Origin of the sequence: Pseudomonas sp. PGPPP1 (assembly GCF_002255865.1) — a bacterium.
GTDB lineage: Bacteria > Pseudomonadota > Gammaproteobacteria > Pseudomonadales > Pseudomonadaceae > Aquipseudomonas > Aquipseudomonas cremoris.
The window spans coordinates 18290-30746 of the sequence record NZ_NKIG01000038.1 but is presented as its reverse complement, the minus strand read 5'-3'; the positions used below and the strand labels follow the sequence as shown (position 1 = coordinate 30746).

Below are 12457 nucleotides of genomic sequence, written 5' to 3'. Positions count from 1 at the left end.
CCTCTCGATGGTCTGAAAAAGATGCGTGATAATAAAGCATGACCCGCTTGACGGCTAGCGCCGTCGGAGACCCTTGTAATGCCCGAGCAAGATCTACGTTTACAACAGCTGAATGTCTGGCTGGATGAGCAGTTGCCGATTCTTTTCAACGCTCAAGGCTGGGGTGCCGTACCCCCGGCCACATTGACCGCGGCCAGCAGCGACGCGAGTTTCAGGCGCTATTTCCGCTGGGAAGGAGGGGGCCGCACTTTCGTGGTAATGGACGCTCCACCCCCCCAGGAAAACTGCAAACCTTTCGTCGATATCGCTCATTTGCTGGCGAAGTCGGGCATAAATGTTCCAAAAATTTATGCAGAAGATTTGCCGCGCGGCTTTCTTTTGCTCAATGACCTGGGCAGAAAAACCTATTTGGACGTGATTGACGGTGAAAACGCCGATCAATTGTTTGCCGATGCCATCGACGCCTTGCTGGCTTTCCAGCAGTTACCGATGGATGCGCCACTGCCCAGTTACGACGTTGCCTTGCTGCGCCGTGAGCTGGAACTGTTTCCAGAGTGGTACGTGCGCCGGCATTTGGGTATCGAGTTTGATACTCGCCAGCAAGCGCTCTGGCAGCGAGCCAGCGACCTGCTGATCGACAGCGCCCTGGCGCAGCCAAAAGTCTTGGTGCACCGCGACTACATGCCGCGCAACTTGATGATCAGTGAGCCGAACCCCGGCGTGCTGGATTTCCAGGACGCGGTCTACGGCCCGGTGACCTATGACATTACCTGCCTGTTCAAGGACGCCTTTCTCAGTTGGCCCCAGGCTCGCGTGCGTGAATGGCAACGAGGCTATTGGGAGCGTGCGGGCCAGGCTGGCATTCCGGTGCAGGCAGATTTTGACGACTTCCTGCAGGCCAGCGACCTGATGGGTGTGCAGCGTCACCTCAAGGTTATCGGCATCTTCGCGCGCATCTGTCACCGTGACGGCAAGCCCCGTTACCTGGCCGACGTGCCGCGCTTCTTTGCTTATATAGAGGCGGTACTGGCCGAGCGCCCGGAGTTGAGTGAACTGGCCGAGTTGCTCGGCAGTCTGCGCCAACCTTCCGAGGCGACGCTATGAAGGCCATGATCCTGGCCGCCGGCAAAGGCGAGCGGATGCGTCCGCTCACCTTGCACACCCCCAAGCCTTTGGTGCAGGCCGGCGGCAAGCGCCTGATCGAGTACCACCTGGAGGCGCTGGCCAAGGCGGGCTTCACTGATATCGTGATCAACCACGCCTGGCTCGGTCAGCAGATCGAAAGCTACCTGGGGGACGGTTCGCAGTTCGGTCTGCGTATTCGTTACTCCCCGGAAGGTGAGCCGCTGGAAACCGGCGGTGGGATTTTCCAGGCATTGCCGCTGCTGGGGGACGCGCCGTTCCTGGTGGTCAATGGCGATATCTGGACCGACTACGACTTCACTCAGCTCAAGCAGCCGCTGCAAGGCCTGGCTCACCTGGTGATGGTCGATAACCCGGCGCATCACCCTTCTGGCGGTGATTTCTACCTTGATCAGGGTTTGCTTCATGATGCAGCGGCCGGTGCCGATAACCTGACCTTCAGTGGCATTTCCGTGCTCGACCCCAAACTATTCGAGGGGTGCAGCGCGGGTGCCTTCAAGCTGGCGCCGCTGTTGCGGGCGGCGATGGCCAAGGGTTTGGTAACGGGGGAACACATGGCGGGACGCTGGATTGATGTCGGCACGCTGGAGCGCTTGGCGCAAGTCGAAACCCTGCTGACTGCGGGGCGGTAGCATGCTGTGGCCAGGGACGCTGATCGGCGCCGGGGCTGGCTTTGCCATTGCCAGTATTCCGGGGGCCATGCTGGGCGCGCTATTGGGGCAGGCGCTGGACCGTCGCCTGCAATTGCACAATTGGGCGCAGTTGCGCGAGCGCCTGGGTGGGCGCCCGGCGTTGCGCAATGACGAGTTGTTGTTCGTACTGCTGGGACGTCTGGCCAAGAGCAATGGCCGGGTGGCGGACGGGCATATCCAGCAGGCGCGGCAGGAAATGCGTTCGTTGGACATGACCGAGTCCGCCCAGCGCCGTGCGATTGCCGCCTTCAACCGTGGTAAGTCCGGCTCTGACCGGGTGCGCAGTTATTTGCGTGTGCTCAAGGCCCAACCCCATGCGGCAGAGGGTGTGTTGCGTGCGTGCTGGCGGATGGTCTGGGCCGACGGCAAGGCGAGCGACGCCGAGCGCGACCTGATCGAGCAGTGGGGCAAGTGGTTGGGTTGGACGCCGCAGCAACTGCAGGCGCTGGCCGCTGACTTCACGCCTGAGCGCAAGCCGCTGATCAATCGAGGGGCTAGCTATCAAGAGGCGTTGCGTTTGCTCGGCGTGACAGCCACCACCGAACCGTCAGTGATCAAGCGGGCCTATCGCCGTCTGCTCAGCCGTCACCATCCAGACAAGGTTGCCGGCAGTGGTGCCAGCCCTGCGCAAGTGCGTGAGGCCACCGAGCGTACGCGCGAGCTGCACAGTGCGTATGCGCTGATTCGTGAGCGCCGGGATTTTCGCTGACTAATCTGATGTGCCAATCCAATCCAATGTGGGAGCGGGGTTGCTCGCGAATGCGGTATGTCAGTCAGCACATCTGATACTGACCCACCGCATTCGCGAGCAAGCCCGCTCCCACAGGGGATTTTCGGTGCTCTTGAAGAATGTGATCAGTCCGCGCTGGCTTGCGGACTCAACCACCCACGAATCCGCCGATACAACTGCTCCTGCTCGGCAGCACCGTTGCCCGGTACGGTTTTCAGCGACACCTGCTTATACCCATCATTCTTCAACCGCTTAGCTGCTTCGGCACGGGCCTGGGCGTTTTTGCGTGCCTGGGCGTTGTCTTGATAGAAGACATCGGCGGTCGGCAACTTCAAGCCAGGTGCCAGTTGCTGGATGTCCGGTTGGCGCCCGGCAGGTGTTTGCGCAGCGACAATGACCAGCTTCTGCACTTGGGACGGCTGTTTCTCGCTCAAATACCGCGCCGCCCACCAAGCCCCCGTGCCATGCCCCACCAGCACCACGCTGCGCGCGCTCTGGGTCTGGGCGAATGCCACGGCGGCATCGATGCGCGCGAAAATGCGTGAGGCGTCGGTCTTGTCCTGCTCGTCCGCGCCCGGCACTACGGCCGGGTCGGTGCCTTCAGCCTCGGCGCTGGCGGCTTGTTCGATCGGTTTGTCGGCAGTGCTCGCGTCCTTGCTGCTGGTGTCGACGGTGGCCTTGGGCGCTTCCATCACGCGCGGTGGCAGGGTGTCCACGCTCACATCCGGCAGCGACAGGCTAAGAGTGCCCCAATGGGCGTCCGGTAATTTGCGGCGCAACGGACCGATTGCTTGCGGCCAGTCAGCATTCTCGCCGCTGCCCGGTACGATAATCACCACGCCTTCTGGCTCGGCACTGTTGGCCGGTTTCCACAGGGCGAGGAATGAATCGCTGCCGGCCTGCAGTTGCTGCTGTTCCTGCTGCGGGATCTTGCGTTCCAGGGCACTGGCTTCTTGCTGGCTGCGCTCAGGCAGGGGCTGGCGTTCGACGGGTTTTTCGGCAGCCGGCGCCGGGGCGTCTGCGGCCTGCACAGAAAAGGCGCTGGTAAATAGCAGCGACAGGCACAATGCTGGCAGTGCCGAGCGGTGAATAAAGGGCATCGTTAATTCCCGGCCAGAAAAGGTTCCAGCAGCCTAATGGGTTGGTCTGTATTTGTCAGTGATGTGAGACGTGGATCATGGGTTTTCGCTGTCTGCTGGTTATCGGCTGTTTATGGTTTGCCTTGATCGCGAATGCCGCGACGGTGCCTGCCGTGCCTCAAGCACAGCTGAACCCGCAGCAACGCGAATGGCTGGCACAGCACCCGGAGTTGCGGGTGGGCCTGGTATTGCAGGCACCTTTTGCGCAATACGACCGGCGTTTGCAGCGCCTGTCCGGGGCCAATGTGGAGCTGATGCAGTGGCTGGCCAAGGCGTTGAACATCGAGCTGACCTGGCGCAACTTCCCCACTCAGGAGCAGCTGGACGCCGCCCTGCGCGACGGCGAGATAGACATGGCCCCCGGCCTGCAACAAACCCCGGCCGGCTTGCGCTTGTGGTTATTCACCGACCCATATATGCGCGTGCCCCAGCACATCGTCGGCATCCGTGACGGCGGTGGTGCGGTGGAGTTGGAAAAACTCGACGACCAATCCCGCGTTGCCGTGCGCATGCCCAGCGCCGTCGCCGACTACCTGCGCGGCACCTACCCGAGCCTCAACCTGCAAGGCGTGCCCATGGAGCGCCAGGCCCTGCAATTATTGGTGAGCCAGCAGGCGCGGTATGCCGTGGTGGATGAGGCGCAGTTGAGCCGCTTGTCTAGCGAGGCGGAATTCGCCGGGCTGGCAGTGGTGGGGGATATCGGCTTGCCGCAATTGCTGCGGGTGGCAACGCGCCGGGATTGGCCGGAGCTGGCCGGCATCATGGAAAGCGCCCTGCGCGCGATTCCCGCACGTGACCTGGACCAGTTGCACAACCGCTGGCTGCAACCCAAATACCCTCGGCTGACCGAATCGCCGGGCCTGTGGCAAAACCTCTGTGTCCTGCTGAGCCTGTTCCTGCTTGCCAGTTTGGCCGTGGTGTTCTGGCAGCGCCGCCAGCAACGGGCACTGGAGCATGGCCTGCTCGCCGCCCGTGAAGAAAGCGCGGCCCGTGCCGCCGGTGCCGAAGCGCTGCGGCTGACGCAGTTTTCCATCGATCAAAGCACCGTCGGCATCCTGTGGGTCAATTGGGACAGCCATGTGCGCTACGCCAACCGCGCTGCCGAAACCATGCTGGGCTATGGCCCCGACGCGCTGATCGAGCGGCCATTGATCGACCTTGACCCGACCCTGGACATGGACCGCTGGCTCAACCTGTGGAAGCGCGCCCGCGCCAGTGAAGACGGTCCGCAGAACTTTGCCACCGATTGCCTGCGCGCCGACGGCAGTGTCCTGCCTGCCGATGTGTCCCTGAGCTTCCTGCGCTTTGCCGACGGCGAATACCTGGTGGTCTACCTCACGGACGTCACCGAGCGGCGCCGTTATGTCGCTGCACTGCTGCAAAGTGAGGCGCAACTGCGCGAGTTGTCCGCCCATCTCGAAACCGTGCGCGAAGAAGAAAAGGCTCGTATCGCCCGCGAAGTGCACGACGAACTCGGGCAGATGCTCACCGTGCTCAAGCTGGAAACCTCCATGTGCGAACTGGCGTATTCACAGCTGGACCCTGGGCTCAATGAACGCTTGAACAGCATGAAGCGCCTGATCGCCCAGCTGTTCCAACTGGTGCGCGACGTGGCCACCGCGCTGCGCCCGCCGATTCTCGATGCCGGTATCGCTTCCGCCATCGAGTGGCAAGCGCGGCGCTTTGAAGCGCGTACGCAAATTCCCTGCCTGGTGCAGGTTCCGGATAACCTGCCGGCCCTGAGCGACGCCAAGGCCATCGGCTTGTTTCGTATCTTGCAGGAAGCGCTGACCAACGTAATGCGCCATGCCCAGGCGCATACTGTCGAGCTGACCCTGGCAGTGGAAGGCACGAATTTGCGGCTGAGCATCAGCGACGATGGCGTCGGTTTCGTCCAGGCCCAAGGCCGCGCCGTGTCGTTCGGCCTGGTGGGCATGCGCGAGCGGGTGCTGATCATGGGCGGGAAGCTAAGCCTGCAAAGCGAACTGGGGGAGGGCACCACCCTGAGCGTCACGGTGCCGTTGGATGCATAACACCAAGAGGAAGTCCCTGTGATCCGTGTACTGGTAGCCGAAGACCACACCATCGTTCGCGAAGGCATCAAGCAACTGATCGGCCTGGCCAAGGACCTGCAAGTGGTCGGGGAAGCGAGCAACGGCGAGCAACTGCTAGAGACGTTGCGCCATGTGCCCTGCGAGGTGGTGCTGCTGGATATCTCGATGCCTGGCGTCAACGGCCTGGAAGCCATCGCGCGGATTCGCGCGCTGAGCAATCCGCCGGCGATCCTCGTGCTGTCGATGCACGACGAGGCGCAAATGGCCGCCCGCGCCTTAAAGGTCGGTGCCGCCGGTTACGCCACCAAGGACAGCGACCCGGCACTGCTGCTCACGGCAATTCGCAAGGTCGCGGCGGGCGGGCGTTATATCGACCCGGACCTGGCCGACCGTATGGTCTTCGAAGTGGGCCTCACCGATGCGCGACCGTTGCACTCATTACTGTCGGAGCGTGAGTTTTCGGTGTTCGAGCGTCTGGCCCAAGGCGCCAACGTCAATGACATTGCCCAGCAACTGGCCCTGAGCAGCAAAACCATCAGCACCCACAAGGCGCGCTTGATGCAAAAGCTCAACATCACCTCCCTGGCGGACCTGGTGAAGTACGCCATGGAACACAAGTTGCTGTGACGACATACCTGTTTGCGACACCTTGCGAGCGGTGCTGAACCGATTCCCGGCGCAGGGCGCCGAGGCACTGTCCCATCCCCGCCATCCGTGTAGGGCGATCCCTACCCCAAACCTTCCATCCGGCTGATGCAATTCTCTCCCGGCCCCCGATTTCCGGGGGCTCGCGCCTGGACTACGCTTGTGCCACAGCAGTCCAAAATACAAAGGTGCGGGTATGAGCGAGGTGGATTCAAATGATGTACTGGTCAGCTTTCGTGGCGTGCAGAAGAGCTACGACGGCGAGAACCTGATCGTCAAAGACCTCAACCTGGAGATTCGCAAGGGCGAGTTCCTGACCCTGCTCGGGCCTTCCGGTTCGGGCAAGACCACCAGCCTGATGATGCTCGCAGGCTTTGAAACGCCGACTGCCGGCGAAATCCAGCTGGCCGGACGCTCTATCAACAACGTGCCGCCGCACAAGCGCGATATCGGCATGGTGTTCCAGAACTACGCATTGTTCCCGCACATGACAGTGGCCGAGAACCTGGCGTTCCCGCTGTCGGTGCGCGGCCTAAGCAAGACCGACATCAGCGAGCGGGTCAAACGCGTGCTGAACATGGTGCAGCTTGATGCCTTCGCCCAGCGCTACCCGGCGCAACTGTCCGGCGGCCAGCAACAGCGTGTGGCCTTGGCCCGCGCGCTGGTGTTCGAACCACAGCTGGTGCTGATGGACGAACCCCTCGGCGCCCTCGACAAGCAGCTGCGCGAACACATGCAGATGGAGATCAAGCACCTGCATCAGCGTCTCGGCGTGACGGTGGTGTACGTGACCCACGACCAGGGCGAAGCGCTGACCATGTCTGACCGTGTGGCGGTGTTCCATCAGGGCGAGATCCAGCAGATCGCCGCACCGCGCACCTTGTACGAAGAACCTAAGAACACTTTCGTAGCCAATTTCATTGGCGAGAACAACCGCCTCAATGGCCGCCTGCACAGCCACACCGGCGACCGTTGCGTGGTGGAGCTGGCGCGGGGCGAGAAGGTCGAGGCGCTGGCGGTGAACGTCGGCCAGGTCGGTGGCCCGGTGACCCTGTCGGTGCGCCCGGAGCGCGTCAGCCTCAACGGCTCCAGCGAAAGTTGCGTCAACCGTTTCTCCGGGCGGGTGGCGGAATTCATCTACCTGGGCGACCACGTGCGGGTGCGCCTGGAAGTCTGCGGCAAGACCGATTTTTTTGTGAAACAACCGATTGCCGAGCTGGACCCAGCGCTGGCGGTTGGCGACGTGGTACCGATTGGCTGGCAAGTCGAGCACGTTCGCGCACTCGACCCACTTCTAGAGGCGAATTGATCGCCCCATGGCTTCACCAACCCTGCACGTGGAGAGAACAACAATGTTGAGATCCCTGAAATTTTCCGCCCTGGCCCTGGGCCTGATCGGCGCAACCCAGGCCATGGCCGGCCCGGACCTGACGGTCGTGTCCTTTGGTGGCGCGAACAAGGCGGCACAGGTCAAGGCCTTCTATGCCCCGTGGGAAAGCGCGGGCAACGGCAAGATTGTCGCTGGCGAGTACAACGGTGAAATGGCCAAGGTCAAAGCCATGGTCGACACCAAAAGCGTGTCCTGGGACCTGGTAGAAGTGGAATCGCCGGAGCTGTCCCGTGGCTGCGACGAAGACATGTTCGAACCCCTGGACCCGAAACTGTTCGGCAACACCGCCGACTACGTGAAGGGCGCCATTCAGCCATGCGGCGTGGGTTTCTTCGTGTGGTCCACCGTGTTGGCCTACAACGCCGACAAGCTGACCAGCGCGCCAACCAGCTGGGCGGATTTCTGGGACACCAAGAAATTCCCGGGCAAGCGCGGCCTGCGTAAAGGCGCCAAGTACACCCTGGAATTTGCACTGATGGCCGACGGCGTCGCGCCGAAGGACGTCTACAAAGTGCTGGCCGGCAAAGATGGCCAGGACCGCGCGTTCAAGAAGCTCGACGAACTCAAACCGTCGATCCAATGGTGGGAAGCCGGCGCACAACCGCCGCAGTACCTCGCCTCGGGTGACGTGGTGATGAGCTCTGCGTACAACGGCCGTATCGCCGCCGTGCAGAAAGAAAGCAACCTGAAAGTGGTGTGGAACGGCGGCATCTACGACTTTGACGCATGGGCCATCCCTAAAGGCCTGGCCAAGGACCGTGCCGAGGCCGCGAAGAAATTCATCGCCTTCTCGGTACAGCCGCAACAGCAGAAGACCTACTCGGAAAACATTGCCTACGGCCCGGCCAATACCCAAGCCGTTCCGTTGCTGGCCAAGGACATCCTCAAGGACATGCCGACCACCCCGGAAAACATCGCCAACCAGGTGCAGATCGACGTGAGCTTCTGGGCGGATAACGGCGAGCAGTTGGAGCAACGCTTCAACTCGTGGGCTGCCAAGTAACCCCGCATAACCCCCTGTGGGAACAGGCCTATGTGGGAGCTGGCTTGCCTGCGATGCAGACACCTCGGTGCATCTGATGTACCGAGTCGATGCCATCGCGGGCAAGCCCGGCTCCCACAGAAAGCCCGGACCCCAGTGAAACCACCTTAGATTTTCCGGAGTCAGCCATGGCCATCGCCGTTCCCTCGAACGAGGTCAACAGCCCCACCCTCAAGCAGCGCCTGGCGCGTGCCGAGCGGGTCAACCGCTGGAAGGCCCAGGCCTTGATTGCGCCGCTGGTGCTGTTTTTGCTGCTGGTGTTCCTGGTGCCCATCGTTGCGCTGCTGTTCAAAAGCGTCGGCAACCCGGAGGTCGTGGGCGGTTTGCCACGTACCGTGGTGGCGGTGACGGCCTGGGATGGGCGCGGCTTGCCGGGCGAGCCGGTGTACCAGGCCCTCAGCGAGGACTTGGGTGAAGCCCGCAAAAACCAGACGCTGGGCGATCTGTCCAAACGCTTGAACATGGAGTTGGCCGGCTATCGCAGCCTGCTGACCAAAACCGCGCGGGCGCTGCCGTTTACCGAAGCGCCTGCCTCTTATAAAGAAGCGTTGGAGAACCTCGACGAACGCTGGGGTGACCCCGCGTACTGGCAGGCGATCCGGCGCAATACCAGCAGCCTGACGCCGTTCTATCTGCTGGCCGCCGTCGATCATCGTATCGACGACCTCGGCGAAGTGGCCCCGGCCACGCCGGACCAGGCGATCTACCTGGACATCTTCGCCCGTACCTTTTGGATGGGCCTGGTGATCACGTTTGTCTGCCTGCTGTTGGCTTATCCGTTGGCGTATCTGTTGGCCAACCTGCCGGCGCGCAAGAGCAACTTGCTGATGATTTTGGTGTTGCTGCCGTTCTGGACTTCGATCCTGGTGCGGGTGGCGGCGTGGATCGTGTTGCTGCAATCCGGTGGGCTGATCAACAGCGCACTGATGGGCATGGGCTTGATCGATAAGCCGCTGGAGTTGGTGTTCAACCGCACCGGGGTCTACATCTCCATGGTGCACATCCTGCTGCCGTTCATGATCCTGCCGATCTACAGCGTGATGAAAGGCATCTCGCCTACCTACATGCGTGCGGCGATCTCCTTGGGCTGCCACCCGTTCAGCAGCTTCTGGCGTGTGTACTTCCCGCAGACCTACGCCGGTGTCGGCGCCGGTTGCCTGTTGGTGTTCATCCTGGCGATTGGTTACTACATCACCCCGGCTCTGCTGGGCAGCCCGAACGACCAGATGGTCAGCTACTTCGTTGCCTTCTACACCAACACCAGCATCAACTGGGGCATGGCCACGGCGCTGGGCGGCTTGCTGCTGCTGGCAACTGTGGTGCTGTACCTGATCTACAACCGGCTGGTGGGCGCCAGCCGCCTGCGCCTGAGCTAAGGAGACCGTTGCGATGCTGAGCCCTTATATGTCACCCGTTGAGCGGGTGTGGTTCTACAGCTTGCGGATCCTCTGCGGCTTGATCCTGCTGTTCCTGATTCTGCCGGTGCTGGTGATCATCCCGCTGTCGTTCAACAGCGGCAGTTTCCTGGTGTACCCGTTGCAAGGTTTTTCGCTGCACTGGTACCAGGATTTCTTCGGCTCGGCCGAATGGATGCGCGCCCTGAAGAACAGCATCATCGTCGCCCCGGCAGCCACGGTGCTGGCGATGGTGTTCGGTACCTTGGCAGCCATTGGCCTGACCCGTGGCAATTTCCCCGGCAAGGCGCTGGTGATGGCGCTGGTGATATCGCCGATGGTGGTGCCGGTGGTGATTATCGGCGTGGCCAGTTACCTGTTTTTTGCGCCGCTGGGCCTGGGTAACAGCTTCTTCTCGCTGATCGTGGTGCATGCGGTGCTGGGTGTACCGTTCGTGATCATCACCGTGTCGGCCACCTTGCAGGGCTTCAATCACAACCTGGTGCGGGCGGCGGCCAGCCTGGGCGCATCGCCACTGACGGCGTTTCGCCGGGTGACCTTGCCGTTGATTGCGCCGGGGGTGATTTCCGGAGCGCTGTTTGCGTTTGCCACGTCGTTTGATGAAGTGGTGGTGACGCTGTTCCTGGCCGGTCCTGAGCAAGCGACGTTGCCGCGCCAGATGTTCAGCGGTATCCGCGAAAACCTTAGCCCGACCATTGCTGCCGCCGCGACCTTGCTGATTGCCTTCTCGGTACTGCTGTTGCTGACATTGGAATGGCTGCGCGGCCGCAGCGAAAAACTGCGTACCGCCCAGGTCTAACTGGCCGAAACCGGATCAACTGTGGGAGCTGGCTTGCCTGCGATAGCGGTGGGCCAGCTTGCTCATCTGGCACTGACACACCGCTATCGCAGGCAAGCCAGCTCCCACATGAATCGCGTCCATTCAGAACCTGAATGCTAGGCAACCCAAAATCCCCAGCTACTCTAGTGCCAGCCCATTTCCGAATAAGAGGCCGCGCACATGAGTACTTCCTCATTCAAGATCGCCCACAAATTGCTCACCGGCCCCGGGGCCATCGAACAGCTCGCCGCCGAGCTCACCCGCCTGGATGTGGATAACCCGCTGATCGTCACCGATGCCGCGCTGGTCAAGTCCGGCACCGTGGCACTCGCGCTTGAGCACTTGGGCGAGCGCACTTACGAGATCTTTGACCGCGTATTGCCCGACCCGGAAATCGCCATCGTCGAAGATTGCATGCGTGTCTACCGCGAGGGCGGGCACGACGGACTGATCGGCGTGGGCGGTGGCAGTGCCATCGACATCGCCAAAAGCGTGGCGGCCTATGCGGGTTACCACGGCGCGCTGGCGGATTTATTCGGTGTGGACCAGGTGCCACGCAAGGGCCCGCCGCTGATCGCCATCCCCACCACGGCGGGCACGGGCTCGGAAGTGACCAATGTGGCGATTCTCTCTGACAAGGTTGCGCAGCTGAAAAAGGGCATCGTCAGCGATTACCTGCTGCCGGATGTGGCGCTGATCAGCCCGCAGATGACCCTGACGTGTCCGCGCAGTGTCACCGCCGCCAGTGGCGTGGATGCGCTGGTGCATGCCATTGAGTCCTACCTGTCGCTGAATGCCTCGCCGATCACTGACGCCTTGGCCATTGGTGCGATCAAGCTGATCGCCAATGCGCTGCCCAAGGCCTACGCCAACCCGACCAACCTGCAAGCTCGTGACGATATGGCCACGGCGAGCCTGATGGCCGGCATGGCCTTTGGTAATGCCGGGGTAGGGGCAGTGCATGCGTTGGCGTACCCGTTGGGCGGGCGCTTCAATATTGCCCATGGGGTAAGCAATGCGTTGCTGCTGCCCTATGTGATGCATTGGAACAAACTGGCCTGTGTCGAGCGCATGCAGGAGATTGCCCAGGCCATGGGGGTCAATACAGCGGGATTAAGTGCTGTTGATGCCGCCGACCGGGCCGTGGAGGCGATGACGCGACTGTGTGCCGCAGTGGAGATCCCGGCAGGCCTGCGCAGCTTCGGGGTTCCCGAGGACGCGATCCCGGCAATGGCCACGGAAGCCGCGGGCATTGAGCGCCTGATGCGCAACAACCCGCGCAAGCTCAGTGCGGTCGACATCGAGAAAATCTACCGGGCCGCGTACTAGCCATTGAGCCAGGTCACGGTGCGCGCGGCAAAGCATGCGGTATACAATGCGCGCCATC

At 62.0% G+C, this 12457-nt stretch carries 11 protein-coding genes; 10 read left to right on the top strand and 1 reads right to left on the bottom strand.

The window, feature by feature from the left end:
- The first annotated feature begins 78 nt into the window (after positions 1-78).
- The 3 genes from CFE47_RS28040 to CFE47_RS28030 are packed head-to-tail and all read left to right on the top strand — an operon-like array spanning position 79 to position 2544.
- On the top strand, positions 79-1104 hold the full coding sequence (locus CFE47_RS28040) for an aminoglycoside phosphotransferase family protein (protein WP_286842008.1): 1026 nt from the start codon (positions 79-81) through the stop codon (positions 1102-1104).
- Positions 1101-1775: an N-acetylmuramate alpha-1-phosphate uridylyltransferase MurU gene (gene murU / locus CFE47_RS28035; protein ID WP_286842006.1), complete on the top strand. Its 675-nt coding sequence runs from the start codon at positions 1101-1103 to the stop codon at positions 1773-1775. The genes CFE47_RS28040 and murU overlap by 4 nt, the downstream gene beginning before the upstream one ends.
- Before the next feature lies 1 nt (position 1776).
- Positions 1777-2544 (top strand): TerB family tellurite resistance protein, encoded by a 768-nt coding sequence (locus CFE47_RS28030; RefSeq protein ID WP_286842004.1) that lies wholly within the window; start codon positions 1777-1779, stop codon positions 2542-2544.
- Between the two features lie 146 nt (positions 2545-2690).
- Here the strand turns inward: CFE47_RS28030 and CFE47_RS28025 are convergent, their stop codons facing one another.
- A complete protein-coding gene (locus tag CFE47_RS28025; RefSeq protein WP_286842002.1) occupies positions 2691-3665 on the bottom strand; it encodes an alpha/beta hydrolase family protein in 975 nt (324 codons plus the stop codon).
- 77 nt (positions 3666-3742) lie between these two features.
- On the opposite strand from CFE47_RS28025, the gene CFE47_RS28020 reads away from it, so the two are divergent.
- The 7 genes from CFE47_RS28020 to CFE47_RS27990 all read left to right on the top strand — a co-directional run bounded on the left by CFE47_RS28020 (position 3743) and on the right by CFE47_RS27990 (position 12399).
- Entirely contained in the window at positions 3743-5737 is a 1995-nt protein-coding gene (locus CFE47_RS28020) for a PAS domain-containing sensor histidine kinase (protein ID WP_286842000.1), read from the top strand.
- An 18-nt stretch (positions 5738-5755) separates the two neighbouring features.
- Positions 5756-6385 (top strand): response regulator, encoded by a 630-nt coding sequence (locus CFE47_RS28015; protein WP_185709287.1) that lies wholly within the window; start codon positions 5756-5758, stop codon positions 6383-6385.
- A gap of 214 nt (positions 6386-6599) precedes the next feature.
- Positions 6600-7712: an ABC transporter ATP-binding protein gene (locus CFE47_RS28010; RefSeq protein WP_135289077.1), complete on the top strand. Its 1113-nt coding sequence runs from the start codon at positions 6600-6602 to the stop codon at positions 7710-7712.
- 43 nt (positions 7713-7755) lie between these two features.
- Positions 7756-8796 (top strand): ABC transporter substrate-binding protein, encoded by a 1041-nt coding sequence (locus tag CFE47_RS28005; protein ID WP_185709288.1) that lies wholly within the window; start codon positions 7756-7758, stop codon positions 8794-8796.
- A 167-nt stretch (positions 8797-8963) separates the two neighbouring features.
- Entirely contained in the window at positions 8964-10211 is a 1248-nt protein-coding gene (locus CFE47_RS28000) for an ABC transporter permease (protein WP_286841996.1), read from the top strand.
- A 13-nt stretch (positions 10212-10224) separates the two neighbouring features.
- Complete coding sequence (locus CFE47_RS27995) at positions 10225-11049, top strand: ABC transporter permease (protein ID WP_192299791.1); 825 nt, start codon at positions 10225-10227, stop codon at positions 11047-11049.
- 201 nt (positions 11050-11250) lie between these two features.
- Positions 11251-12399, top strand: coding sequence for an iron-containing alcohol dehydrogenase (locus CFE47_RS27990; RefSeq protein WP_286841992.1), 1149 nt, complete (start codon positions 11251-11253; stop codon positions 12397-12399).
- Positions 12400-12457 lie beyond the last annotated feature (58 nt).